Genomic DNA, 25,271 nt, shown 5'->3' on the forward strand with positions numbered 1-25,271 from the left:
AGGCGCAGCAATTGGCCTGCGCCGCATCGCGTGATAGCGCCGCATTATGACATCTGCGCAATCCAGGCTGATCGAATCCGCCCGCACCACGCTCGGCCCGAAAGCGGTGTTGACCGACCCCACCGATATCGATCCCTGGCTGCATGACTGGCGCGGCCGCTATCATGGTGCCAGTCCGGCGATCCTCGCTCCCGACAGCACCGAAGGCGTGGCCAGGATCGTCGCACTGGCCGGTGAACAGGGCGTCGCGCTGGTGCCGCAGGGCGGGAATACCGGCATGGTCGGTGGGGCGACCCCGCCGGCGGACGGATCCGCGCTGATCCTATCGTTGCGCCGGCTCAACCGCATCCGGACCGTCCTGCCCGCCGACAATCTCGCCATCGCCGAGGCGGGGGTGATTCTCGCCGATCTCCACGCAGCCGCCCTTGCACAAGGCCGGCGTTTCCCCCTCACGCTTGGCGCGCGTGGCAGCGCCACGATCGGCGGGCTGGTCTCGACCAATGCCGGCGGCACCCAGGTGCTGCGCTTCGGCACGATGCGCGCACTGGTCGCGGGCGTCGAGGCGGTGTTGCCGGACGGTTCGATCCATGACGGGCTCGCCGCGCTCAAGAAGGATAATCGCGGCTATGACCTCAACCAGCTGCTGATTGGCGCTGAAGGGACGCTTGGGATCGTCACGGCGGCCACCTTGCGTCTCGTCCCCGCCATCACCGCGCGTGCGGTCGCCTGGGTGGGGCTGGAAAGTCCCGAGGCGGCATTGCGCCTGCTCCGCCGGCTCGAAGCCGCCACCCATTCGATCGAAAGCTTCGAGATCATCCCGGCCGATTCGCTCGGCCTGGTGCTGCGCCATATTCCCGGCACGCGGGCGCCGCTTGGCGGAAGCCATCCCTGGCATGTGCTGATCGAATCGGTTGCGACGGACGCGGCCGCCGAATCGCCTGCCGGGCTGCTCGAACGCCTGCTTGCCGCCGCGCTCTCCGATGGAATGGCCAGCGATGCGGTGATCGGCGCGAGCGAGGCACAGGCGGAGGCGTTCTGGCGGCTGCGCGATTCGATCTCCGAATCCGAACGCGCCGCCGGCCCCGCCGTGCAGCACGACATCTCGGTCCCTGTTTCCGCCATGCCGCGCTTCATGATCGAGGCGGCGGCGGCGTGCGAGGCGGCCTTTCCGGGCACCCATGCCAGCGCCTTCGGCCATCTCGGCGACGGCAATGTCCATTTCCATGTCCGCGCGCCCACCGGAATTGATCCGGCGCGCTGGTATGCGGAGGATGCACCGGGCGTGACTCGCTTCGTCAATGACCTGGTGGTGTCGGTCGGCGGATCGATTTCTGCCGAGCATGGCATCGGCCAGATGAAGCTTGGCGAGCTCGAACGCCTGTCTTCGCCCGCGCGGATGGCCGCACTGCGCGCGATCAAGGGCGCGCTCGATCCGCATGGCCTGTTCAACCCCGGAAAGCTCGTGACGCTTGCGCCGACGCCCGCCAAGCCATAGAGCCACGGGCCATTCGGCTCGCGTAGTGTGCGCCCGATCAACGACGATCGTTTTCAATGGAGATTCCAATGGCCAGCGCGCCGCAACAGCAATCGCAACTGCCGCTCTTCTATAACGCGCTTGAGCCGCTCTCGTCCGAAGCACATGCCAATTATCGCGCACGGGCGATGGACAGTGCGCCGTTCCTGATCAACCAGCACACCATCCCGATCACGGTCGATGAATTCACCCTGGCGCAGCGTTTCATGCCGATCGTCTTCACCGCCGGTGATGATGCGATCCCGATCGCGCTGATGGGGCTGAACGAAGGCGTCAACGTATTCATCGGCGAAGACGGCAAGCTGCTCGAGAATAATTTCTACGTGCCGGCCTATGTCCGCCGCTATCCCTATATGCTTGCGCGGCTGCGTCCCGATGCACAGGAACTGTCGCTCTGCTTCGATCCGACCTCGGATGCGCTCGGCAATTTCGACGAAGGCGAGCCGCTGTTCGCCGACGGCCAGCCGACCGAGCTGGTCAAGAACGTCCTTGCGTTCAACGAATCGTTCGAACAGGCCGGCGCCCGCACCAATCAGTTCATGGGCGAGCTGCGCGAAATGGGCCTGCTGATGGAAGGCGAAGTCTCGATTCAGCCCGAAGGCGCCGAGCAGCCCTTCGTCTATCGCGGCTTCCAGATGGTCAATGAAGAGAAGCTCGCCGACCTGCGCGGCGATCAGCTGCGCAAGATCCACAAGAACGGCATGCTCCCGCTGCTCTACGCGCACCTCTTCTCGCTGCCGCTGATGCGCGACATCTTCGCGCGCCAGGTCCAGCTGGGCAAGATGCCGGTGCCCGAACTGACCCTCTGACCTGAACGACAAAGATGTGCAGCGCCCTGCCAGGCTCAATCGTCCTGGCAGGGCGCTGTGGATATTCCGGGGCGCGGGTCGAGAGCCAGGCCGGATTTGCGGCGAGCCGTCATCCGCCGATGATCGCATCGATCAACCGCTGGTCCTGGTCATAGACCCAGCATTCGATCAGCAGCCCGTCCGCCACGCGGTAGAGCAACAAGCGATCCACCTCGATCGGCTGTTCGCCCTGCATCAGCATTTCGCGCGCGAGGATCGCGCCGAGGCGGTCGCCCGCCAATATCTCGGTCACGCCCATAAGCTTGCGCCGCGTGCGCTGCGAGAATGCCGCCAGCGTCTTGAGCGCGGCGGGCTTGCCGACATGAGTGCCCGACAAGGCGGATTGGCCGAAATAATGCAGCGTGAAGTCGTCATGATAGCAGGTGACGATTGCGGCCAGATTGCCACTCGTCCAGGCGGCCGCATAGCGCGCGAGCGCCTGTCGAACCGCCGCTTCGCCCGGATCCTGGCCCGCCATTGCCGATAGCGCGCCGACCGTGCCGAGCAGGGAAATCGCCTTGACCATGGTGCGTCGTGTCCAATCCTGTTGCATGATGCCGTCATGGCAAGTTCGGCCCGATCACGCTTTCACGATGCGGCTGCGCGCATGCCAGTCGCGCCTGTGCCGGCGGCGCGCGTCTTCGCCTGGGGCGCGCGGGCGCTCTATGTCGGGCCGGCGCTCAATCTCTCCGCGCATCGCAATGCCGTCGCGGTGGTCGCGCTTGGCCTTGACGGCGCGTTCGGTGTCGCCGATCCGCCGGCGGAGACGTCGGGACGCTACCGCCGCTGCCGCAGCGTGGTCATCCCGCCCGGCAAGCTGCATCATTTCGCCGGCACGCAGGGCCGCTTGGCGTTCCTCTATATCGATCCCTTCAGCGACGAGCTTGCCCGGCTGCGCGCTTCGGCCCGCGCGCCGGCGCCGCACGCGGCGTTCGACCTGCAGGAGGAGGACGCCCTGATCCGAACCCTGACGGCCTTGGCCGACGACAGGAACGATTGGGCGACGACCCGCGCCGCGCTGGACTCGCTGCTCGCCTCTTCCGCGCGCCCGATCGACCCAAGGGTGGAGGCAGCGCTGGCGCTGCTCCACGAGCGGCCCGGCGACCGCCTTTCGCTCGACACGCTTGCAGCGCAGGCCGGCCTGTCGGAATCGCGCCTGCGTCATGTGTTCAAGGCCGCGACCGGCGTGCCGCTGCGCCGCTACCGGCTGTGGGCCGCGATGCGCACCGCGATCGGCACCATGGCGCGGGGCGAAACGCTGACGGCTGCGGCGATGGATGGCGGCTTCGCCTCATCGGCACATTTCAGCGCGGCATTTCGCGCCATGTTCGGCATGGAGCCCTCGCGTCTCGCCAAAGGCCGTCTGGCGATGGAAGGGTAAGCGATCAGGCCGCGTCCGCCGCTGCCGTGGTCCAGCCCAGGCCCGGGATGGTGATCGATCGCCGCCCCGACAGGTCAGTGCGCGTGACCAGGATGTTGCGCCCTTCCATATAGCTCATCACCCGCCGCGCTCGGCCAAGCGAGCTGGTGCCATAGGTGCGCGCGACATCCTCGTCGGTCGGGCAGGGCTCGCCCTCCTTCGCAGCACGCGCGACGAGCAGATACGCGCCGAGCATATCGTCGGGCAGGTCATAGGCTGCGCGGATCACTTCGGCCCATTCTTCGTCCAGGCCTTCGAAAATCCCTGCGCGCGCGGCGGCAAGGCGGCGCGCAAAGGCCGAGGTGTCGAGCGGCGCGCGGTATACCCCGGCCATCCGGCAACGCACCTGGAAATCCTGGAACAGCACCGCCGCGGTGCGCGACGCCGCATCCGGGTCGCCGACGATCGCGCGCATCACGTCGCGAATGACCTGTTCGATGAACGCCGGATCCTCGGCCGGCTTCGGCGCCGCCGGCTCGGCCTCTACCGGATGCGAGATCTGCTCGATCAGCTCCTCGGCCGGTGCGGGGCGCGGCGGGGGGAGGGGGCGGTGGCGGCGGCATATCCTCCAGCCCTTCGAGCAGGAACTGTTTCATGTCCGCGGCGGGCGCGTCGGGCAGCGGCGTCAGGATCGGACTGCCGCTGCGCGCCGATGTCTCGACCGCGCCGATGCGGATCTCGACCGGGCGGCGCGACACGGCGGGCCCGAGCGCCAGGAAGGTGCCGCGCTGCAGGTCGCGGATCGCCTCGGCCTGGCGCCGCTCCATGCCGAGCAGGTCGGCCGCGCGCGCCATGTCGATGTCGAGAAAGGTGCGGCCCATCAGGAAGTTCGAGGCCTCCGCCGCGACATTCTTCGACAGCTTGGCGAGCCGCTGCGTCGCGATGATCCCGGCCAGGCCGCGCTTGCGCCCGCGGCACATCAGGTTGGTCATCGCCGACAGCGATGCGCGGCGGATTTCCTCCGACACTTCGGCGCCGGCCGCCGGCGCGAAGATCTGCGCTTCGTCGACCACCACCAGCGCCGGATACCAGAATTCGCGCGGCGCATCGAACAGGCCCATCAGGAAAGCGGCGGCGCAGCGCATCTGCCCCTCCATCTCCAGCCCTTCAAGGCTCAGCACGACCGATGCGCGATGCTCGCGGCAGCGCGCGGCGAAGCGCGTCACCTCGGTCACCGAATAGGCCACCGCCTCGATCGCGGTATGGCCGTAGGGACCGGCCAGCGTGGTGAAGTCGCCTTCGGGATCGATGATGATCTGCTGCACCTGGTTCGCGCTGCGCTCGAGCAGTCGGCGCAGCAGGTGCGACTTGCCCGACCCCGAATTGCCCTGCACGAGCAACCGCGTCGCGAGCAATTCTTCGAGATCGATCGGCACGCTCTTACCCGCGCCGTCGGTGCCCATGTCCACCTGAAACGTCATGGCTGTGGCATGGCCGATGCAGGGGCAGGGGAGCAAGGGGCAAGCGACGCCCATCGGCTATTTCGTCGCATGGCTGATACTGGCTGTTACTGGCTGTTCTATGCCGAAATGTTTTTTCCTGGCTGTTATTTCGCCGTTAGATCGAAAGAATATGGCTGATTTCATGTTGTTGCATCTCAACTGCGGGTTGCCGGAACAGCCAGCATATCAGCGACCGAACAGCCAGCTAACAGCCAGCGGAACAGCCAGGTATCAGCCAGCCAATAGGGGGCAATCCGTCCGGCGGGCGGAGCCGCTGCCGGACCTTGTGAAATATTCGCGATGAGAAATAGCCGGGGCCAGTCCGAAGATAGCCCAGGACTGACCCTGCTTCAGCGGGAGTCGATGTTGAATCGTCGCCCCGGCTGGAGAGGCCTCATGCCGATTCTGGCGGAGTGCGGGCGGGCGGCGATACTCGTTTCTCTCATGCCCGTACCAGGGACTGATGGGCCGCAACGCCCGCGAGCACGCCCGATGCCGAAGCGATCGTCGCATTGTGCATCGGCGTGGTGGCGTCGCCCGCCGCATAGACGCCGGGTACCGAGGTCAGCCCCCATGGATCGACCTTCACGAACGGACCGGTCGGGCCTTCCTCCATGGCGCAGCCCAAATTTCCGGCAATGGGGCTCGACGGGCGGGTCCTGGGTGCGGTGAAGATAGCGGAAAGTTTGATGATCCGGCCATCCGCAAGCCTGACCCCGTCCAGCGCCGGCGCGTTGCCGATCAGTTCGATCACGGGCGATCGCTCGATCGTGACTCCCCGCGCGGCAAGAAGCGCGAGCTCGGCGGGGTCGGGCTCATAAGCGCCTTGGGTGAAATAGCGCGTCGTGCCCCAGTCGGGAAGCAAGGCGGCCTGATGGGCCGACATCGCATGATTGGCGATGACGCCCAGGGCGCGGTCGCGCACTTCATAGCCATGGCAATAGGGGCAATGCAGTACGGTCTCGCCCCACCGTTCCGACATGCCGGGAATGGCCGGGAGTTCGTCCGACACTCCGGTCGCCAGCACCAGCCGGCGCGTCTTTCGCTCGACGCCGGTGGACAATGTCACGACGAAATGGTCGTCGGCCCGGACCGCGCTCCGCGCCTCCGCCGCCACTATTTCGACCGTGGGATAGGCCAGCAGCTGGCAGGTCGCCTCCCGCATGATGGCATGGGGCGCTCGTCCGTCCTGGCCCAGAAAGCCATGCGCTGCTTCGGCGAACCGGTTCCTCGGCATTCCCGCATCGATCATCACTATATTCTGTCGCGCGCGGGCGAGCTGCATGGCCGCGGACTGACCTGCGAAACTCCCGCCGATAACGACAACATCATGCATGGCTCGACCTCATTGTTCGCCTTTCAGATACGACACATATGATGTTACATAATCACCTGCGGCGATTTTGCAACTAATGAAGTTACATGATTAGGCAGCGCGACGCTGAGCCGCCGAGACGCAAGGGCGGGCAGGCGTCTTGCCGGGTCGCTTGCGGACCCGGCGCTTTACGAAGCGGGGGTTCCGGAAGCGTCGGTCATCGCGCGCAGCGCGATCATTGCCTCGGCCTCGGCGAGGTGCAGTCGTTCCACCATCCGGCCATCGACCCGCAGTGCGCCCTTGTCGGCATTTTCGGGCAGCGCGAACGCCGCCACCACGGCCTGCGCCGCGGCAAGCTCCGCATCGCTCGGCGTGAACACCCGGTTGCAGGTCCCGATCTGCTTCGGATGGATCAGCGTCTTGCCGTCGAACCCGAACGCCCGCCCTTGCCGGCACTGCGCCTCAAGTCCCGCGTCATCGTCGATCGCGTTGAACACGCCATCGAGAATGGTGAGCCCATATGCCCGCGCCGCCGCCACCGATTGCGCCAGGAAGCCGAGGAACGGCACCCGTTCCACATCCAGCGTGGCGCGCATTTCCTTGGCGAGATCATTGGTGCCCATCACCCAGCCGCTCAGCCGCGTCGTGCGCGCCTGCGCGGCGATCTCCTCCAGTCGGAACATCGCGCGGGCGGTCTCGATCATCGCCCAGAGCCCGGTATGCGCGGGCGCCGCGGCGATCAGCGCGTCATAGGCGGCGACTTCGGCGGCGTCGTTGACCTTGGGCACCAAAATCGCGTCCGGCCCGGCAATTGCCAGCGCCGCCAGGTCGTCGCGCCCCCAGGGCGTGTCCAGCCCATTGGCGCGGACGATCAGCTCGCGACGGCCGAACCCGCCCTCCCTGACCACCGCAAGAGCGGTTTCCCGCGCCGCCGCCTTGGCCTCGGGCGCGACCGCATCCTCCAGGTCGAGCACCACCGCATCGCACGGCAGGTCGCGCGCCTTCTCGATCGCGCGAAGGTTTGACGCGGGCATGTACAGCAGGCTGCGGCGGGGGCGTGTCATGCTGCCCTCATAGCCGCATATGTGCAGTCCTCAATGCCCGCGCGGGCCAGGTCTCCATCCTTGACCCACCGATCGCGCTGGGCCTGTCAGCTTGCTCCATGAATACGGGTCAGCTGCAGGTTGAAGCCCGGCCGCTTCCTGTTCGACACTCCTGAATAGCGCCTTATCGGAGAAGCGCTATCGCAGATATGTCCTGATCGCCGTGCCGCCCATTGCCGGGTCCGAAATCGAATCCCGCCCGGTTTCCATCCGCCCGGCGAAGCGCCGGAAATAGCTCTTCTCCGCCGCGACCTCGACCGCCAGATCATACCAGCCGGATGTCGCCGATACGCGCCAGAGCTCGGTGACCGACTGGCCGGGACGCAGCGTGATCGTCCGGGCGTCGAGCGCCTTGCCATAGGCCATCGGGCGAATATCGATCCGCCGCGCTGCCGCGCTGGGATTGTCGAGCGTCAGTGCGATCGCGCGCCGCATCGGCTCCGGTCGCAGCGATACCTGCAGCGCGTCTCGGCTCCGCATCCCGATGAAATGACGATGGAATCCGTTCGGCCCCAGCACCCACAGATCATAGGCGCCGTCGCCCGCGCCCGCCCACAAGCCGCTCAGCCGGGCCGATGCGCCGACAGTATAGCGCCGCGGCGCGCGCTTGAGCTGCAACCGGTCATAGACATGGAAGACCGCGCCGGCCCGGCCGCTATTGGCGAAGTCGAGACGGACGCCGTCATCGGCGACATGAGCCTGCACGTCGAGCGCATAGGGCAGGGCGCGTGAGCGGCGCGGGCCGGTCGCCTGGACCGGCATGTCGGGCTGGCCGGGCGGTACCGCTATCGTCCGCTTCGGTAGGGCGGCGGCACGCGCGGCCTGCGCAGCGGTGGCGGGCAGGGCAGGCCAGTTGCGCGCATCGTTCGGATGCCTGAAATCGAACGCGGAGGTCAGGTCGCCGCACACGCTGCGCCGCCATGGCGAGATGTTCGGCTCCTGCACCCCGAAGCGCAATTCCAGCAAGCGGATCACCGAGGTGTGATCGAATGTCTCGCTATTGACCCAGCCGCCCCGGCTCCACGGCGAGATCACGTACATCGGCACGCGCGGGCCCAGGCCATAGGGACGCCCGATCAATTCCGGGCGCTCGAACAGGGCATCGGCGGCGGAGCGGACGAGATGATATTCGCCCTCGGTCGACACGGTCGATCCCCCGGCCAGACCATCGGCGGCGGCGGAATCGCGCGACGGCGGCGCGGGCGGCGGCATATGGTCGAAATAGCCGTCATTCTCGTCGAACATCACCAGCAGCGCCGTGCGGCTCCACACTTCGGGATTGGCGGTCAGCGCATCGAGCACGCGCGCGGTATAATCCGCGCCCTGCGCCGGGCTGGAGGCGGAGGGGTGTTCCGACCCGGCGGCATCGGCGATGATATAGGAAATCCGCGGCAGCGTGCCGGCCAGCACGTCCTGGCGCAACCGGTCGAGCTTCTGCGTGGAAAGGCCGCGCGCGATCAGCTCATGATCCGCGCCGCCCGGCCCGGCGGCATCCGCATCGCGGAAGCGGCGGAACCCGACCAGTGGATTGTCGGTGAAATTATCCGCCATGTCCTCATAGATGCGCCAGTCGATTCCCGCCGCCTGCAGCCGCTCGACATAGCTGGTCCAGCGATACCCCTCGGGCGCGCCGCCATTCTTTGCCAGTTGATCGTGCGAATTGGCGATCGACGGTCCGCCATTCCGGCCTGTCGGATCGTTGGTCCCGCTCCACAGGAACAGCCGGTTGGTGTTGGTCCCGGTCTGGACCGAGCAATGATAGGCGTCGCACAGCGTGAAGGCATGGGCGAGCGCATATTGAAAGGGCAGATCGGCGGCGCGGTAATAGCCCATCGACCCCGGTGTCTTCGCCTTGGGCCAGGCGCTCATCCGTCCTTCGTCCCATGCCGCCTGTGCATCGGGCCAGTTATGCGGCGTGCCCTCGGCGCGCATCAGCGGGAAGGCGGCGACCGTGTCGAGATGGAAGGGCGCGAGTCCCGCCGGCCGGTCCGGCGCGCCATATTGCGTCCAGATGGTTTGCCGGCCGGTTCCCGCCGCCGACGGGATTGGGAAGCGATCGCCAAAGCCCCGAACACCGGCCGCTGATCCGAAATAATGGTCGAAGCCGCGATTCTCCTGCATCAGGATCACGATATGCTCGACATCGGCCAGCGTGCCCGTGCGCACATCGGCGTCGATCGCCATGGCCCGCGCGATCGGGCTCGCCGCGAGCATTCCCGCACCCCCCGCCGCTAATACCTGCCGTCGATCGATCCGCACCATCGTCACACTCTCCCGCGCTGATCGATATGCCGGAACGGCGCAGGCGAACAGGTCAATCCTCGGGCAAGCAAGCGGGAAAATCGATACCTCGCCCTTTCGCGCAGCCGATTCAACGCCGCCGCCAATCATGAAAATGTGCGCGTGACGGACCGTCGCGGCGGCCCGGCACGCTCTTTCTCAGGATGAATATCGCAACAGCTCGTCGGAGTTCGCAAAGAGGCGCGGGTATCTCCCTGCAACTCCCTGTTATCATGCGCACCGCTCCCTGTTCCGCGCGCCCGATCTCCCTGTTATTCGATAACAGGGAGATGGAGGAATAATTGATTGAAATAGAAGGAAAATATCTCCAGAAAATCGCCCGAAAGCGGCCAAAAAAATTGCCGCTCCCTGTTATTCTCCCTGTTATGCGCGAGATAACAGGGAGCGGCGTCGCACTTCCGTGGTGATGCGATGAACCGGAGACGCTGTATCAGCTCCAGGCCGCCAGCTCCGCCCCGGTCAGCGGGAGGGGCATGGTCCGGCCTTCCGCCGCGGCCTGCGCCGCCGCCTCGATCACCGCCATCACCGCCAGCGCCTGGATCGGCGGCACCGGATTGGCGCCGCCACCGCGCAGCGCCTGATGGATCGCGCGGTAATAATTGCGCTGGTCGCCCGCCGGGGTCGGGAGGCTGCGCACCTCATCGCCGTGATAGAGCCGCAGATCATCGCCGTCCTCGCCCCAGCCCGGCGCGCCCGGGGTGATGCCGGCAAGCAATTGCTGTTCCTGCCGATCGGCTAGCGCTTTGACCACGCTCGCCTCGGTGCCGTGGACGGTGAAGCGCGCGGTGCCGCCGGTCACCACCATCCCGGCATGGAGGATGACCCGTCGCGCGCCGTAGTTCAGCACGACATGCGCCCAGTCATCGACCTGTCCGCCACTGCGCTGCACGGCAAGGTTCGCCTGCAGGCTCTCGGGCAGGCCAAACAGCTGCAATGCCTGATCGACCAGATGCGGGCCAAGGTCGAACCAAACGCCGCTGCCGGGCAGCGCCTGCTCGCGCCAGCGGTCGCGCACCTCGGGGCGAAAGCGGTCGAAATGCGATTCGAAATGCACGACATCGCCCAGCGTGCCGGCGTCGATCAGCTGCTTCACGCCGAGATAGTCGCTGTCCCAGCGCCGGTTGTGGAACACCGACAGCAGCCGGCCCCGTTCCTCCGCCAGGGCGATCAATGCGCGCGCCTCGTGGAGATCGAGCGTGAAGGGCTTGTCGACCACCACATGCTTGCCCGCGGCCAGCGCGGCACGCGCCAGCGGCGCATGGCTGCTGTTCGGGGTGGCAATGACGACCAGCTCGATCGCCGGATCGGTAATGGCCTGAAGCGGATCGGCCATAACGCTCATGCCGGGCAGGTCGGCCTGCACTTTCGCCGCATCGCTCGACGCGACCAGTGCGAGGTCGAGCCCCGCGATCGAGCGGATCAGCGGCGCGTGAAAGGTCCGGCCCGAAAAGCCATAGCCGATCAATGCGGTCCGGACCGCCGGTCCTTGAGCCGTGTCGTTCATGTATGTTCGCCTTGCGGTTGCCGGCCTGTCCTAGACCAACATTGGATTGGGCGGAATCACCTCTCCTCCGTTCGCCCTTCGACAGGTTCAGCCCGAACGGGGATGGATCAGCTCCAGCCTACATCCCTGATGAACCCGCTGCCAGCGCGCAGCCGGAGTGAGATTGCCTTCGCCCTTACGGCTGGAGCACCCATTTGCCACGCTGCGCGGTGCAGCTCGACTTTGTATCGGCCAGCGATTTCGGGCTGCGTGCATAATAATAGGTTGTGACGGGCTGGCCGTAAGGGCCGACGCATTTCGCCTGCGCTCGGGGCGGGCAGGCCTTGAGGACCGTGGCTTTCAGGGGGCCGTTTGAATTGGACGAGCATTGCTCGGCATAGTCGGCGGCGGGGATCTTCAGGCTGGTCTCGCTGCAATCCTTGATTGCCTCGGACATCATCTCTCCCTCGATCAGGCAGGCATTCTGGGCCTGAGCGGCCCCGCCGCTCGCCATCAACAGGACGAAACCGACCGCACCCGCCTTGACCAGATTCATGACCTTCTCCCCGCTCGGAACACGCATCGACATGCCTGTTCACAGATAGGTTTCGCGATCGCGGCTTGTCCAGAGCGGGTGGGTAAGTCCTTGCCGGAGCTGGGTGGGCGCCGCTCAGCGGCCGTTGCCGGGCGATTCGGTTTCCGGATAGTCGAGGCTCGGATACCAGTCGGTCCCGCGCCCGCCCGGCGTCCAGTCGAGGATGGTCCAGAGCGGCGTCGGGTCCGGCGCGAGGTGCGGGTCGAAGCCCGGATCGGCGGTGTCGAAGCCGCCTTCGGCCGCCCAGAACAGATTGACCGTGTCGCCGCGCCGCTGCCAGACGGAGACGATCGCGCCTTCATCGCCGTCCGCGTCGATCCCGCCATAATCGTGCGCGAAATCGTCGCCGATGCTCTGGTAGAAATGGAGATTGCGCCAGCCGCGCTCGAGCGCGACCGCCTGTTGCCGCGCGACCGGCGAACTGCCGATGATCGCCATTGCGATGCGCTGCTCGATATCGCGCGCAGGGATGTCGAGCGAGCCGACGAACGAGGTGCACATCGGGCAAGGGCGCTCGCGCTGTGGTCCGTACATCCAGTAATAGGTGAACAGCGTGTCGTGCCGCCCGAACATGTCGATCAGCCCGACCTCGCGCCCGTCCTCGCCGAGGAAGCGATAGTCCCTGGCCGCGCCGCCCGGCGGCAGTGCGCGGCGCAGCGCCGCGACGCGCTGGATCTGGCGGCGCAGCTCGATCTCCTCGGCAAGCAAGGCAGTGCGCGCGCGGTGATAGTCGTCGCTGTCGTGCGGGAAGGGCTTGCGGCCCTTGATTGCCAGCTCCATCGCCGGTGCGAGCGGCTGGTCGGGGTTTGCATGGTCGGTCATCGATACTCTCCCGGATCGTCTCCCGGACAGGCGGCCCGTCATGTCGGAAAAATGCCCGCCGGTGCAGCGGCTCCAACGCCGGAGATGTGCCATGCGTTGCATTGTCGGGATGCGCGGCGGTGGACGAGGTGCGGGCGCCCACGCGCGTCGATCAACGCTTCTCGAAATTCCGTTTCGCCGATTGCTGCTGGCCGATGATCCGCCATTGATCATAGGTGCGGCAGATCGTCTTGCGGGTCGGCTTGTCGTACAGGCATATTTGCCGATCGCCCGGAATCGGGTCGATCGGGCCAACCGGGATACCGAGCGGCGGGTTGGGCTTAGGGTCAGGTGTGCCCTGGGCATATTGTGCGTGCGCAGCCATGCAGGGCGTGAGCGACAACGCCAGAATCCAGCCGCTAAGACTGTGAAAAACGCGGTACATTCCGGGAATGTAGCACCGGAAAGCCAGAGTGCCATAGGTCCCGGAATGTTTCGTGGTGACCGCGCTGTTTACCTGTGACGGCGCCGGGGATGATCCGCCGTTACTTGGGCTTCACGAACTTCAGCGTCATCCGGTCGCTCTCCCCGATCGCCGCATAGCGTGCGCGGTCCGTGTCGCCCTCCTGATAGGTCGGCGGCAAGGTCCACACGCCCTTGGGATAGTCGTGCGTATCCTTGGGATTGGCGTTCACCCCGCTCTCGGCGACCAGCTTGAAGCCGGCCCTGGTCGCATAGGCGACCACCGTGGACTGCTTCATATAGCCGCTCTTGCCTTCCTCGACTCCCGCCTGGCCCTCGGGCAGCCGGTGTTCCTCGACGCCGAGCGTGCCGCCGGGCTTGAGCATGGCGAACATCTGGTCGAACGCCGCCTGCGTCTTGTCGCTCTCGCCAAAGCGCCAGTTATGGACGTTGCGGAACGTCAGCACGGCGTCCGCCGTCCCGGCCGGCACCTTCGGCCCCGCGCCTTCGGGGAAGATCGCATATTTTACCGTGCGATAGAGTTCGGGACTGGCCGCCTGCTTCGCCTTGACCGCGGCCTGGCCCTTCTCACTGGCGGCGGCGATGTAGAGCGTACCCTTGCCCGCGAGATAGGGGGCGAGAATTTCGGTATACCAACCGCCGCCCGGCCAGATCTCGACCACCGTATCGGTTGGCTTCACGCCGAAAAAGGCCAGCGTCTCGGCCGGATGGCGATACTGGTCGCGGGCCATGTTCTCGGGCAGGCGGGTCGGCGCCCCGACCGCGGCCATGATCTCGCGACCCGGCGTGGCGTCCTGCGCCTGGGCGATGCCGGCGGTCGGGGCGCCGGTGCCGATCATCAGGGCGGCGGCGAAAACGGGCAGGATGCGCATCGGAATTCCTTCTGGCGGGATACAGGTCGATACGCATCTTGTCGCGCACATCCGCATCCGGGACAATTGCCCGGCCGTGTAATTTTCCGTTTCCGCACCTTTCCATCCGCCGCCAACTATGATCATCTCGCGCTCGACAGACTTAAAGGGGTGGCACATGAAAAGCTGGTTGGCGGCGGTACAGGTTGCGGCATTGTGCGTCGGCGTCGCCGCTCCGGGAATTGCCCCGGCGCAGGTGCCGACCTCCTCGGCCCCGCTCGCGCTGAAGCCCGATCAGCAGGCATTCCTCGACCTCTACAAGGAGATGGTCGAGACCAATACGACGCTGTCGGTGGGCAGCTGCACTCAGGCCGCGGCGCAGGTCGCCACGCGGCTGAAGGCGGCGGGCTATACCGATGCCGATATCACGACATTCGCCGTACCCGATCATCCGAAGGAGGGCGGCATCGTAGCGGTCCTGCCGGGCACGTCGAAGATGCTGAAGCCGATGCTGCTGCTCGCGCATCTCGACGTGGTCGAGGCGAAGCGCGAGGACTGGACGCGCGACCCGTTCAAGCTGATCGAGGAAGGCGGCTATTATTATGCGCGCGGCTCCGCCGACGACAAGTCGATGGCGGCGGTGTGGGCGGATCTGATGATCCGATTCAAGAAGGACGGATACCGCCCCAAGCGCATGATCAAGATGGCGCTGACCTGCGGCGAGGAAACCACCTATGCCTTCAACGGCGCGCAGTGGCTGGCGCAGAACAAGGCCGATCTGATCGCCGCCGAATTCGCACTGAACGAAGGCGGCGGCGGCGATACCGACGGCAAGGGCAAGGTGATCGTCCAGACGATGCAGGTCGGTGAAAAGGCGGTGCAGAATTTCCGGCTCGAGGCGACCAATGCCGGCGGGCACAGCTCGATCCCGATCCGCGACAATGCGATTTACGAACTGAGCGACGCGCTGGCCAGGGTGCGCGATTATGAATTCCCGGTGCTGATGACCGACACGACCAAGGCCTTCTTCGCCAAGGCGGGCGCGGCGCGGACCGACAAGATCGGCGCGGCGATGGTCGCGATCGCCGCCAACCCGCAGGACAAGGCGGCGGAGGCGATCGTGTCGACCGACCGCACCTATCATTCGATGCTGCGCACCACCTGTGTCGCGACCCTGCTCGATGGCGGCCATGCCAATAATGCGCTGCCGCAGCGCGCCGGCGCCAACGTCAATTGCCGCATGTTCCCGGGCCAGACGCTGGCGCAGACTCAGGCCGCGCTGGCCGCTGCGATCGGCGATGCGAAGGTGACGATCACCCCGGTGCCGCCGATCCGCCCGACCGCGGTGCCGCCGTCGCTCGACCCGCGCATCATGGGACCGGCCGAGACGCTGGTGAAGAAATATTTCCCCGGCGTGCCTTTGGTGCCGGTGATGTCGACCGGCGCGACCGACGGCATCTTCCTGGAGGCGGTCGGCATCCCGACCTATGGCGTGCCGGGCATCTGGGGCGACCCCGACGGCAATGGCGCGCACGGCCTGAACGAGCGGATCGAGGTGCGCTCGCTGTTCACCGGGCGCGATTATCTGACCGACCTGGTGAAGGTCTATGCCAATATGAACTGAGCGCGGGCGGCGGTCCGTCGCAGGAGAGGAGGAGAGACATGATGCGGATGCTGGCCATCACCATTGTCCTGTTGTCGTCGGGCATGGCCGATGCGCAGCGTCTGCCTGCTTCGCGCCTCACCGACGCGCAGCTCAACGATTCGCTCGAACTCGGCCAGGAGATCGAGGACCGCGCCGATGGCGACCTGAACGGCGACGGCCTGATCGACACCGCCTATTCCGTGAGCAGCCCGGACGCGCGCGGCGTGACGGTGCTGATCGCGCAGCCGGCCGGTGTGAAGCCGCCCTTTCGGCCGATCGGTGAGCTCAAGCTTGAGCCGGTGGCGCTCGGCCCGGCATCGCTGTCGATCGCAAAGGGCGTGCTGAAGGTCGAGGAGTTGACCGGCGGGACGACGGCGGTGTCCGCCATCTACCGCTTCCGCATCGATCCGGCCGCGGGGCGGGGGCAACGCATGCGGCTGATTGGCCTCGATGCGACGCTCTACAGCCGCACCTATTCGCATGACGGGTTCGAGATGAGCTGGAACCTGCTGACCAGCGCGATCGTCACGCGCGAGTTGCGGCTCAACAAGGGCGGCGGTGATGCGGCCTATGACAAGGTGTTCGAGCAGCGCTCGAAGCGCGTGAGCAAGCCGCTCTACATGGAGGACGCGCCCGACCCCGAAATGGTCATGATCGATCTGCGCAAACGCTGACGTCCGTACGCGCTTGATCAACCGCCCCGCGCCATGCCTAATCCCATCATGCCCATCCTCAGATTTCTCCTCGCCGCGTTCGCGCTGATCCTCGCCACACCCTGTGCCGCTGGTCCGGTGGAGGATCGCGCCGCGATCCTCGCGGTGGTCGCGCGGATGGAGGCGGCGTGGAACCGCGGCGATTTCCGCGGCTATATGGCCGGGTTCCGGAATCCCGACGTGGTGTTCGTTTCCGGCGGGAAGTTCCAGGACGGGTGGCAGGGCACGCTGGACCATTATGTCCGTGACTATGGCGCCTCGCCCGCGACCCGCGGCACACTGCATTTCTACGACATGAAGATCGAACTGCTCGCGCCCGACGCTGCGATGCTGGTCGGCCGCTATCATCTCGAACGCCCGGTCCGCGCGGCCGAAGGGGTGAATACCCGGCTGTTCCGCAAGGTCGGTGGTGAGTGGCTGATCACGCTCAACCATGTCTCGGCCTATGACGTGGCGCCCGCGCCTATTTCTCCGACACCTCCGTCCGTGCCAGCAGCGCCGTCAGGTCGTCCCGCCAATTGACCGCCCATGTATGGGTGCCGTGGCCATGCGTATCGTCAGTCTCCGGGATCAGGCGGAACTGCGCGTCCTTCATCCGCGCGACGGCCCGCACTGGATAATCGAGGTTGCGCGGGTTGATGAAATCGTCCGCTGAATTGATCCAGGTCAGCGGCGCGGTGATCGCCTCCAGCTTGGGCCAGGGATTATAGCTGCGCGAGGCATCGACCTGGTAGATCAGGTCATTGGCGTCGATCCCCGCGATCGACTTGGCGACGCGCTCCTGCGCATAGGCCGCCGCCTTGTCGCGCTCGGGATAGAGTTTCTGCAGATTGACCGGTGCGGCGCCGGCAATGAACAACAGGGTCGCCGCGGTGCGCAGGCCCTGTACTGGCGGCGCGGTATAATCGCCTCCGGCCCAGGCCGGGTCAGCCTTGATCCCGTCGATCAGCAATTGCCGCCACATGCGGTTGAGCCCCGCCAGCTCGACCGGCTCGCACGCCAGCGGCATCAGCGCGCGGGCGAAATCCGGGTGCGTCTCGCCCCAGACCAGGCTGTGCATGCAGCCCATCGACGTGCCCATGATCAGCCGCATGCGGGGGATGCCGAGACCCTCGCTCAGCAAGCGATATTGCGCTGCGACCATGTCGTCATAATCATAGCGCGGGAAACGCATATGCAGCCCGTCGGACGGCTTGGACGATTTTCCATGCCCGATATTGTCGGGCAGGATGATCCAGTAGCGCGTGATGTCGAGCGGCTGTCCCGGGCCGTAAAGCTGGTCGGCGAATTGCGCCGAGAGGAATTGTTGTCCGGTCCCGCCGGTGCCGTGCAGCACCATCACCGCATTGTCGATCTGCCCCCGAGCGTCACGATGCGGCTTGCCGAGCATGGTGTAATGCAGCTTCAGATCGGGCAGCGTCTCGCCCGATGCGAAGCGGAAATCCCTGATGTGGAAATCCGCTTCGGCGGTCGGCCATTTGCTGGCCGGTGCGGGTGCCGGTGTCGCGCTGGCCGGCGGCGGTGCGGGGGGTGCCTGTACGGCGGGTGCGGCGGCCTGCGCGGCGAGCAGAAGGAGCGATGCGATCATCCGCCGCTTCTGCTCCCTGTGGGCCCACCTGCCAAGCCGCCGGCGATTCAACTCAGCTGTTTATGATGCCAGCATCATTTCCACGGGGCAGACATCCCCGGCCGGCTCTTTCTCATCATGAAATCAACCTCCGGGCGCCTGCTGTTCCGTTGCGAACAGCAGCAGCCCGCATGCTGTTAATTGCTGTTTTCATGCTGTTATTGAATAACAGCATTGGCGGCCATTATCGCATTGAGATTACGGGAAGAAATCTCGCCGAAAATCCAACTTAACAGCATGGAAAAAATTCACGGCGAAAACAGCATGAAACAGCAGGATCCGGCCGCCCTTTCGTGGGGTGACTGGACCACCGATCATGCCTCCGCCATCGTTCCCATCGTCACATAATCGATCTTGCCCGTGCCCAGCACCGGCAGCGCCTCGACGATGCGGACATCCTTGGGCACCATCAGCTCGGTCACGCCATTGGCCCGGGCCCAGGCCTGCAGCGCGGCGGCACTTGCGTCCTGGCGGGTGGTGAACAGCACCAGCTGCTCACCCTTGCGCGCGTCGGGCCGGGTGACGACGGCATGTTCGGCGTCGGGCCATAGCGCGCCGGCATAGCCTTCGACCGCGGGCAGCGAGACCATCTCGCCGCCGATCTTGGCAAAGCGCTTGGCGCGGCCGCGGATCGTGATGAAGCCGGCATCGTCGATCGTGACGATATCGCCAGTGTCGTGCCAGCCATCCTCGGGCGGTTGCAGCACGCCTGGACGGTCGGCCTTCAGATAGCCCGCCATCACGTTGGGCCCGCGGATCGACAGCCGCCCGCCTTCCTCGATTCCCGGCACCGGATCGAGCTTGCTGGACATGCCAGGTAACAGCCGCCCGACCGTGCCGGCGCGGAAATGCATTGGCGTGTTGACCGCGATCACCGGCGCCGCCTCGGTCGCGCCATAGCCTTCCAGAATACGCAGGCCGAACTTCTCCGCATAGGTCTTGCGCGTTTCGTCGCGCACGCGTTCGGCGCCGGCGAAGATGTAGCGCAGCGAATAGAAGTCATAGCCATGCGCCATCCGTGCATAGCCGCTGAGGAAAGTGTCGGTGCCGAACAGGATCGTCGCATTGGCGTCATAGGCGAGCGCCGGGACAATGCGGTAGTGCAGCGGGCTGGGGTAGAGCACCGTCTTCACCCCCGACAGGATCGGCAGCAAGGTGCCGCCGGTCAGGCCGAAGCTGTGGAACACCGGCAGCGCGTTCAGCACCACGTCGCTCTCGTTGAAATCGATCCGCGCCGAGAGCTGCTGGCAATTGGCCAGCAGGTTGCGGTGCGTCAGCACCACGCCCTTGGGCAACCCTTCCGAGCCGCTGGTGAACAATATCACCGCCGGCGCATCGCTCGCCACGCCGAGGCGGCGGTGGAGCCGTCCGGCAAAACGGGTGAGGAACAGCGCGCGCAGCTTCTGCATCGGGCCGATCGTTGCGGCGATATCCTCGAGATAGCGGATGGCGACCCCCGCCTCGGCCAGTCCGGCAACGACGTCACCCAGCTTGGCCTGGTCGACAAAGGCATGCGCGGTGACAATCGTGCGGACCTCCGCCGCGGTGCATGCCGCCTTCAAATTAGTCAGCCCGGCGGTGTAGTTGAGCATCGCTGGCACGCGGCCTTTGGCCTGCAACGCGAAGAAGGTTGCGACCACGCCGGCGACATTGGGCAGCAGCACGCCGACCGCTTCGCCCTTTCGTGTTCCCTCCGCTAGCGGCCGGCCCAGCGCGAGCGATCCGGTGATCAGTCGCGAATAGGCGAGGGGCGAGCGTTTGATGTCCTCGACCACCTGCGCCTTGCCGCCATGAATGTCCTTCGCGTCGAGCAATGCCTGGAACAGGGTGCGGTCGATGTCCGACGTGGCGAAGATCATCTCGCTCATCACATCGTACAGCATCCGCCCGGCCGCCGCGCGGCGTTCGCGCGCGGTGCCGGCGGCGAGCGCGAAGCGGCGCTGCGGCAGGATCGTCAGGCTGATCTTCGGGAAGGTGCGGCGCCGAACCTTGCCGCCGAGATAGGAAAAGGGCGTGAATTGTGCGCCGTCGATGCGGACCGGCACGATCGGTGCATCGGCCTTGTCGGCGACCATGCCGGGGCCGTCGAACACCTTCATCAGCGCGCCGGTCACGGTGATGCGCCCTTCGGGGAAGATCACCAGGGTACGGCCCTGCTTGACGGCCTTGACCATCGCCTTGGCCGCCATTGGGTTGGTCGGGTCGACCGGAAAGGCGTTGAACATGCCGAGGAACGGTTTGACCCACCAGGCTTTGGCAATGCGCGAATGGATCGCGAAGGTCGGCTTGCCCGGCAGGAACGCAGCGAGCAGCAGCCCGTCGAGGAAGGAGACATGGTTGACCACCACCACTGCCGGCTCGCCGGGCTGCGGCATATTTTCCTTGCCGGTCACTTCGACGCGGTAAAGCAAGGTGAGCGTCCAGCGGACCAGTGCCTTGAACACCGTTTCGGGCAGCAGCCAGCAGGAGATCAGCGCGATCGCCAGCGTCGCAAAGCCCATCGCGCCGATCACGCCCGGCACGCTGGTGCCCGCCGCGAGCAGCCCAAGCACGATCGCGACCAGCAGCACGGTGATGACCGCATTGACGATATTGTTGGCGGCAATGATCTGCGATCGCTGTTCGGGCGCGCTGCGCGTCTGCAGGATGGCGTATAGCGGCACGATGAACACGCCGCCCGAAACAGCGACGCCGGCGACAGAGGCGAGGATCACCCAGCTTCCCGGTGTCGCCAGGAACGCCCAGACCGATGGGCCTGCGCTGCCGATGGTGAAGGTTCGCGTCGCGATCCACATCACGACCAGCGAGCCCGCCAGCACCAGCGCCGATACCGGGACATAGCGCGCCGACACTTCGCCCGCGAGCATGCGGTTGACCGCCAGCGAGCCAAAAGCGACGCCGACCGAGAAAACCAGCAGCAACATCGTCACCAGCTCGGGCCCGCCGCCCAGCGTGCCCGTCACCAGCGGGGCGAGTTCGGACAGGATGATCGCGCCGACCGCGAAGAACCAGCTGATCCCGAGGATCGCCAGCCACACGCCGCGCCCGCCATGCGCCGCCTTCAGGATATGCCAGGTGCCGCGCGCGATGTTCCAGTCGATGGGTTGGCGCGGTTGCAGTGACGGCGCGCGCGGTACGAACAGGCTGGCGAACAGGCCGAGCAACGCGACGCCGGTTGCAGCAAGGCCTGCCTCCCAGGGGGGAATGATCCCGCCGAGCAACTGGCCGCTGAGGATCGCCAGGAAGGTTCCCGCCTCGATCAGCCCGGTGCCGCCCATGATCTCGCGCTCGCTCAGATGCTGCGGCAGGATCGAGTATTTGACTGGCCCGAAGATCGTCGAATGGACGCCCATCAGGAACAGGCAGACGAGCAGGACGGGCACCGATTCAAACCAGAAGCCGCCAATGGCCATGATCATGATGCCGACTTCGGCGGCTTTCACCAGGCGCACCAGAACGGCTTTGTCATGGGTGTCGGCGATCTGTCCGGCGATCGAGGAGAAGAGGAAATAGGGCAGGATGAACAGACCGGTCGCGATCGTCGCCAGCATCTCCGCCTTGCCCGGATCGGCGGCGTAGAGCCCGAAATTGGCGAGGAAGAGCAGCGCGAACTTCAGCAGATTGTCGTTGAACGCGCCCAGGAACTGGACGACGAACAAGGGAGCGAAGCGGCGTTTGCCGAGAAGTGAAAGATCAGGGGCGGACATGGTGTCTCCTCTCGGCCTTCCTATCGGCCAATCGCGAAGCCGATGTTAATGACAGGCATGATATCGCTCAATTGATCGATGTTCAATTAAAAAAATGAACAGCGATCAATTTGGTTCCGAGGGGGGAATGAAATGGATAATCCGACCACGATTTAGCGGGAGTGTCGCAACTAAGGACCCGGTTGGCAATCCGAGGGTTTGTGTCGTGTCCGCGCGCGCGATAGGGCAGTGTCATGAGGGGCAAGCCACCATCGCAGCACCTGCAGATGCTCTCACCCGAAATGCGGCTGGTCACAGCATGTTCTCGCTGGCCGGCGACTCCCGAGCGCGACGCGGCCGTGCGCGCTGCCGCCATTGCCGTTGACTGGGCCCTTTTTGATAAGCTCATCGCGCGCCACCGCGTCCTGGGCCTCGCTTATGCCGCGCTGTCTTCAGCCGGCGTCGCATTGCCGGAGACTCTCGCGCGATCGCTGATGACGCGCGTCGGGCAGATCGCCGGGCAAAACCGGGTTCTGGCGATGGAATCGGCGCGGCTGCAATTCATGCTCGATGCCGCCGGCATCCCCTCGCTGCTGGTCAAGGGCGCACCGCTCGCGCAGCTTGTTTATGGCTCGCAGGCTCTGAAACATGCCAAGGATATCGACCTGCTGGTCCGTCCCGCGGATCTCGCCGCTGCGCTCGCTTTGGTTCGCGCCGACGGCTACCAGCTCTGGTTGCCCGCCCGCGAACTGAGCGAGCGCCAGCTCGGCGATGTCATGCGCCATAGCCGCGACATTGCGTTGGTCGATCGCAAGCGTCGCGTGCAACTGGAGCTGCATTGGGGGCTGACCGACAATCCGCGCATGCTCCCGGGATTGAATGCGACCGCGGCGAGCCAGACGGTGATGCTCGGCCCGGACGGCCCGAGCGTTCGCACGCTTGGGCCGGACGATCTGTTCGCCTATTTGTGCGTGCACGGCGCTGCGCATGGCTGGATCCGGCTGAAATGGCTCGCCGACGTCGCGGCCTTGGCGGGACAGGGGGCGCAGGGCGAGATCGATCGCCTCTATCGCGCCGCAGCCGCGAATGGCGTTGGCGAGTGCGCCGCCCAGGCGCTGCTGCTTGCCGGGATGCTGCTCGAACTGCCGCTGCCGCCGGCGCTTGCCGAAGAGCTGCGCGCCAGCCGCCGCGTGCGGAAGCTTGTCGCTGTGGCGCTCGACATCATGGCCGGGCCGGGGGCGGAGCGCGAGATCGCCCATCGGCGCTTCGGTCAGGCGCGGCTGATCCGCGCGCGCTTCCTGCTGTCACGCGATTGGCGCGACCTGGGCGTCAATATCATCGCGCATATGACGGCGCTGGACGATGTGCTGGCAATACCCTTGCCGTCGCGGCTGCATCTTCTCTATCCTGTGCTGCGCGTGCCGCTATGGATCGGGCGGCGTGTCGGCGCGGTGGGGCGCGGCCGGAAGGAAGAGGGGGTTCAATGACCGAATTGCTGACCAGCGCGATGTTCACGCCGCATATCGGCAGCGCGTTTTCGGTGCGGATGCACGAGTATGAGGATGTGTTGACCCTGGTCGAGGTCGGCGATCTGCCGCATGGCCTGCCCAGTGAAGCGCGCGAGCCCTTTACCCTCTTGTTCAAGGGCGCGAGCACCAGCATCCTGTTCGATCAGCAGATCCTCGCGCTGGAGCATCCGGTGCTGGGTGTGACCGAGATCATGCTCACCCCGTGCGGACGCGACAGCGGTGGCGGCTGCTTCCACTATGAAGCGGTGTTCAACTGAACCTCTTGCCCGGACGGCGTGGCGCCGTCGGGGAACCATTCCATCAGCCAATAGGGCCCGCGCCGCTCGATTTCGCGAAACCCTTTGCGGTCGTACAGTCTGCGCGCGGGATTGAAGCCCTCGACATGAATCGACACGCCGCGGCCGAGCGCAGCCGCCTCGGCCATGACGCGGTCGAGCAAGGTGCCGCCAATGCCCTGCCCCGATGTTTCGGGCAGCAACGAGATGTCGACGATGCGATGATCGCGCGTGCCGCGAAACAGATAGAGCCGGCCGACAGGCGCGCCATCCGCTTCGATCACACTGAATTCGGCGTCATGATAATGCGTCTGGTAATGGCTGCGCTGCATCGAGAATTGCTGCTCGAGAAACGGGCGCCGGGCTTCATCCGGAATCCCCATCGCCTCGACCTCGGCCCAGCGGATTGCGACATAGAGACGGCGGAGGAACGGTTCGTCCTCCGCCGTCTCCGGGCGCAGCGTGAAGGCTGGCAGTGTCAACGCATCAGTTCCGCGCAGGGAAGACCCCGTTGATGCAGATGCAGACCATCAGCGGCAGATAGGGCTGCCGATTCTCATGCGGGCTGGAACTGCCGGTAATGCCGACAGAGAGCGGATGCATGATCACCGGCTGGGTCAGCGGTGGTTTGGTAAAAGGCGCCGAAGGTGTGCCGGCCGGCGAAGAAAGACGGCTGAGGTTCGTTATATTGCTCGGCGCGGCCTGCAGACCGGTGATCGCACTCGGGAATACCTTGGTGTGCACGATATGACTATGTGCCGGCATTTGCCCCTGGGTCAGCGAGATATACTCGCTGCCGGCTAATTCCCCGACCACCCAGTTGGTTAGGCCAGGGCCTTGTCCCTGACTGACCGGACCACGTCCGGAATAATTGGGCAATGCAAAGGTGGTCGTGCCGTTGCCACCATAGTTGGTGCCCAGGATCGAGAACAGCGCGGCATATTGCTGGATCGGCAATATGTTGCCGTTGCATTGCAACCAGCCGCGCGGGACGAATGTGAAACCGAAAGCGCGAATTTCGCCAAGAAAACCGTCCATGATAAAGCTCCCTGTTCGCCGTCAGTTGCGGCTGGGAAAAATGCCCGCCAGCGCGATGATATACGTCGCCGCCAGAGTGGGCATGATATTGTCGTGCGGCAGGGTGTTGCCCGAGGGCTGCACCGTATCGATCGCCAGCGTGAAATCAGTCGTCGTCAACCCAGTCGGGTCGAGGTAAAGCAGCTCGCCAAGTTCCGGCTCGGCAAGTAGCGCGTTCGATGGCTGCGATGTCGTCGCTGCGGTCGCCTGGGCAATCAGGCTGTGCGAGTGCGGTGGAATCTGCGTTTCGAGAAGCGTTACCGTCTCGCTGCCCGATGCCTGACCGATAACATAGGAGGACAGGCCCGGACCCGTCCCCTGGCTGACCGGGAAACGGCCGCGCAGATCGGGCACGGCGAATGTCGTCTGGCCGTCGCCCCCATAAGTGGTGCCGATCAGCGCGTAGAGTGCGTCATAGTTGGAGATCGCAAGCAGCGCGCCATTGCAGAGGTGCCAGTTGGCGGGTGCAAAAGTGCCGCCGAACAAGCGGATTTCGCCAAGATAAGGAGTCATTTTTCACGTCCTCCAGGAGGGAGCCGTTGT

The 25,271-nt window shown here is 65.6% G+C and carries 22 protein-coding genes and 1 pseudogene; 8 read left to right on the forward strand and 15 right to left on the reverse strand.

Annotated elements, in window-relative coordinates; genetic code table 11:
• The first annotated feature begins 46 nt into the window (after nucleotides 1–46).
• Both H3Z74_RS02620 and H3Z74_RS02625 read left to right on the forward strand, forming a co-directional pair.
• Nucleotides 47–1,495, forward strand: coding sequence for an FAD-binding oxidoreductase (locus tag H3Z74_RS02620; protein ID WP_187762465.1), 1,449 nt, complete (start codon nucleotides 47–49; stop codon nucleotides 1,493–1,495).
• Between the two features lie 68 nt (nucleotides 1,496–1,563).
• Nucleotides 1,564–2,343 (forward strand): SapC family protein, encoded by a 780-nt coding sequence (locus tag H3Z74_RS02625; protein ID WP_187762466.1) that lies wholly within the window; start codon nucleotides 1,564–1,566, stop codon nucleotides 2,341–2,343.
• Between the two features lie 109 nt (nucleotides 2,344–2,452).
• Here the strand turns inward: H3Z74_RS02625 and H3Z74_RS02630 are convergent, their stop codons facing one another.
• Nucleotides 2,453–2,935 carry a nuclear transport factor 2 family protein gene (locus tag H3Z74_RS02630; RefSeq protein WP_229726835.1) on the reverse strand — a complete coding sequence of 161 codons (483 nt, stop codon included), beginning with the start codon at nucleotides 2,933–2,935 and terminating at the stop codon, nucleotides 2,453–2,455.
• A gap of 54 nt (nucleotides 2,936–2,989) precedes the next feature.
• Between H3Z74_RS02630 and H3Z74_RS02635 the strand changes: the two genes are divergently transcribed.
• On the forward strand, nucleotides 2,990–3,763 hold the full coding sequence (locus H3Z74_RS02635) for a helix-turn-helix domain-containing protein (RefSeq protein WP_187762467.1): 774 nt from the start codon (nucleotides 2,990–2,992) through the stop codon (nucleotides 3,761–3,763).
• 4 nt (nucleotides 3,764–3,767) lie between these two features.
• Here the strand turns inward: H3Z74_RS02635 and H3Z74_RS02640 are convergent.
• The 9 genes and pseudogenes from H3Z74_RS02640 to H3Z74_RS02680 form a co-directional block, all read right to left on the reverse strand.
• Nucleotides 3,768–5,223 (reverse strand): annotated as a pseudogene (locus H3Z74_RS02640) (helicase HerA domain-containing protein).
• 463 nt (nucleotides 5,224–5,686) lie between these two features.
• Nucleotides 5,687–6,580 (reverse strand): NAD(P)/FAD-dependent oxidoreductase, encoded by an 894-nt coding sequence (locus H3Z74_RS02645; RefSeq protein ID WP_187762468.1) that lies wholly within the window; start codon nucleotides 6,578–6,580, stop codon nucleotides 5,687–5,689.
• Between the two features lie 167 nt (nucleotides 6,581–6,747).
• Nucleotides 6,748–7,623 carry an HpcH/HpaI aldolase/citrate lyase family protein gene (locus H3Z74_RS02650; protein WP_187762469.1) on the reverse strand — a complete coding sequence of 292 codons (876 nt, stop codon included), beginning with the start codon at nucleotides 7,621–7,623 and terminating at the stop codon, nucleotides 6,748–6,750.
• A gap of 177 nt (nucleotides 7,624–7,800) precedes the next feature.
• Nucleotides 7,801–9,924 carry a phosphocholine-specific phospholipase C gene (locus H3Z74_RS02655; RefSeq protein ID WP_187762470.1) on the reverse strand — a complete coding sequence of 708 codons (2,124 nt, stop codon included), beginning with the start codon at nucleotides 9,922–9,924 and terminating at the stop codon, nucleotides 7,801–7,803.
• 469 nt (nucleotides 9,925–10,393) lie between these two features.
• A complete protein-coding gene (locus H3Z74_RS02660; protein ID WP_187762471.1) occupies nucleotides 10,394–11,467 on the reverse strand; it encodes an oxidoreductase in 1,074 nt (357 codons plus the stop codon).
• 175 nt (nucleotides 11,468–11,642) lie between these two features.
• Entirely contained in the window at nucleotides 11,643–12,002 is a 360-nt protein-coding gene (locus tag H3Z74_RS02665) for a hypothetical protein (RefSeq protein WP_229726836.1), read from the reverse strand.
• Between the two features lie 114 nt (nucleotides 12,003–12,116).
• Complete coding sequence (locus tag H3Z74_RS02670) at nucleotides 12,117–12,863, reverse strand: DUF899 family protein (RefSeq protein WP_187762473.1); 747 nt, start codon at nucleotides 12,861–12,863, stop codon at nucleotides 12,117–12,119.
• A gap of 151 nt (nucleotides 12,864–13,014) precedes the next feature.
• Nucleotides 13,015–13,227 carry a hypothetical protein gene (locus tag H3Z74_RS02675; RefSeq protein WP_187762474.1) on the reverse strand — a complete coding sequence of 71 codons (213 nt, stop codon included), beginning with the start codon at nucleotides 13,225–13,227 and terminating at the stop codon, nucleotides 13,015–13,017.
• Nucleotides 13,228–13,387: 160 nt separating this feature from the next.
• Nucleotides 13,388–14,197 (reverse strand): class I SAM-dependent methyltransferase, encoded by an 810-nt coding sequence (locus H3Z74_RS02680; protein ID WP_187762475.1) that lies wholly within the window; start codon nucleotides 14,195–14,197, stop codon nucleotides 13,388–13,390.
• Between the two features lie 157 nt (nucleotides 14,198–14,354).
• On the opposite strand from H3Z74_RS02680, the gene H3Z74_RS02685 reads away from it, so the two are divergent.
• Genes H3Z74_RS02685 through H3Z74_RS02695 form a run of 3 tightly spaced genes read left to right on the forward strand, consistent with a single transcriptional unit; the run spans nucleotide 14,355 to nucleotide 17,056 of the window.
• Complete coding sequence (locus tag H3Z74_RS02685) at nucleotides 14,355–15,800, forward strand: M20/M25/M40 family metallo-hydrolase (protein WP_187762476.1); 1,446 nt, start codon at nucleotides 14,355–14,357, stop codon at nucleotides 15,798–15,800.
• A gap of 41 nt (nucleotides 15,801–15,841) precedes the next feature.
• Nucleotides 15,842–16,495 carry a hypothetical protein gene (locus tag H3Z74_RS02690; RefSeq protein ID WP_187762477.1) on the forward strand — a complete coding sequence of 218 codons (654 nt, stop codon included), beginning with the start codon at nucleotides 15,842–15,844 and terminating at the stop codon, nucleotides 16,493–16,495.
• Nucleotides 16,496–16,543: 48 nt separating this feature from the next.
• Nucleotides 16,544–17,056, forward strand: coding sequence for a YybH family protein (locus tag H3Z74_RS02695; protein ID WP_187762478.1), 513 nt, complete (start codon nucleotides 16,544–16,546; stop codon nucleotides 17,054–17,056).
• On the opposite strand, the gene H3Z74_RS02700 is transcribed toward H3Z74_RS02695, so the two are convergent.
• Nucleotides 16,998–18,122, reverse strand: coding sequence for an alpha/beta fold hydrolase (locus H3Z74_RS02700; protein ID WP_187762479.1), 1,125 nt, complete (start codon nucleotides 18,120–18,122; stop codon nucleotides 16,998–17,000). The genes H3Z74_RS02695 and H3Z74_RS02700 overlap by 59 nt on opposite strands.
• 353 nt (nucleotides 18,123–18,475) lie before the next feature.
• Nucleotides 18,476–21,868, reverse strand: a complete 3,393-nt coding sequence (locus H3Z74_RS02705; protein ID WP_187762480.1) for an acyl-[ACP]--phospholipid O-acyltransferase — start codon at nucleotides 21,866–21,868, stop codon at nucleotides 18,476–18,478.
• Between the two features lie 233 nt (nucleotides 21,869–22,101).
• Here H3Z74_RS02705 and H3Z74_RS02710 point away from each other — a divergent pair, with 233 nt between their 5' ends.
• Nucleotides 22,102–23,334, forward strand: coding sequence for a nucleotidyltransferase domain-containing protein (locus tag H3Z74_RS02710; protein WP_187762481.1), 1,233 nt, complete (start codon nucleotides 22,102–22,104; stop codon nucleotides 23,332–23,334).
• Complete coding sequence (locus tag H3Z74_RS02715; RefSeq protein WP_187762482.1) at nucleotides 23,331–23,633, forward strand: DUF6916 family protein; 303 nt, start codon at nucleotides 23,331–23,333, stop codon at nucleotides 23,631–23,633. Before H3Z74_RS02710 ends, H3Z74_RS02715 begins: the two co-directional genes overlap by 4 nt.
• On the opposite strand, the gene H3Z74_RS02720 is transcribed toward H3Z74_RS02715, so the two are convergent.
• Genes H3Z74_RS02720 through H3Z74_RS02730 form a run of 3 tightly spaced genes read right to left on the reverse strand, consistent with a single transcriptional unit; the run spans nucleotide 23,612 to nucleotide 25,241 of the window.
• The gene (locus H3Z74_RS02720) at nucleotides 23,612–24,133 is read right to left on the reverse strand and encodes a GNAT family N-acetyltransferase (protein ID WP_187762483.1); all 522 of its coding nucleotides are present in this window, start codon (nucleotides 24,131–24,133) and stop codon (nucleotides 23,612–23,614) included. The two genes, H3Z74_RS02715 and H3Z74_RS02720, sit on opposite strands and share 22 nt — an antisense overlap.
• 4 nt (nucleotides 24,134–24,137) lie before the next feature.
• On the reverse strand, nucleotides 24,138–24,689 hold the full coding sequence (locus H3Z74_RS02725) for a phage tail protein (protein WP_229726837.1): 552 nt from the start codon (nucleotides 24,687–24,689) through the stop codon (nucleotides 24,138–24,140).
• A gap of 21 nt (nucleotides 24,690–24,710) precedes the next feature.
• Nucleotides 24,711–25,241 (reverse strand): phage tail protein, encoded by a 531-nt coding sequence (locus H3Z74_RS02730; RefSeq protein ID WP_187762484.1) that lies wholly within the window; start codon nucleotides 25,239–25,241, stop codon nucleotides 24,711–24,713.
• Between the last annotated feature and the right edge of the window lie 30 nt (nucleotides 25,242–25,271).

This window comes from Sphingomonas alpina (genome assembly GCF_014490665.1).
GTDB lineage: Bacteria > Pseudomonadota > Alphaproteobacteria > Sphingomonadales > Sphingomonadaceae > Sphingomonas > Sphingomonas alpina.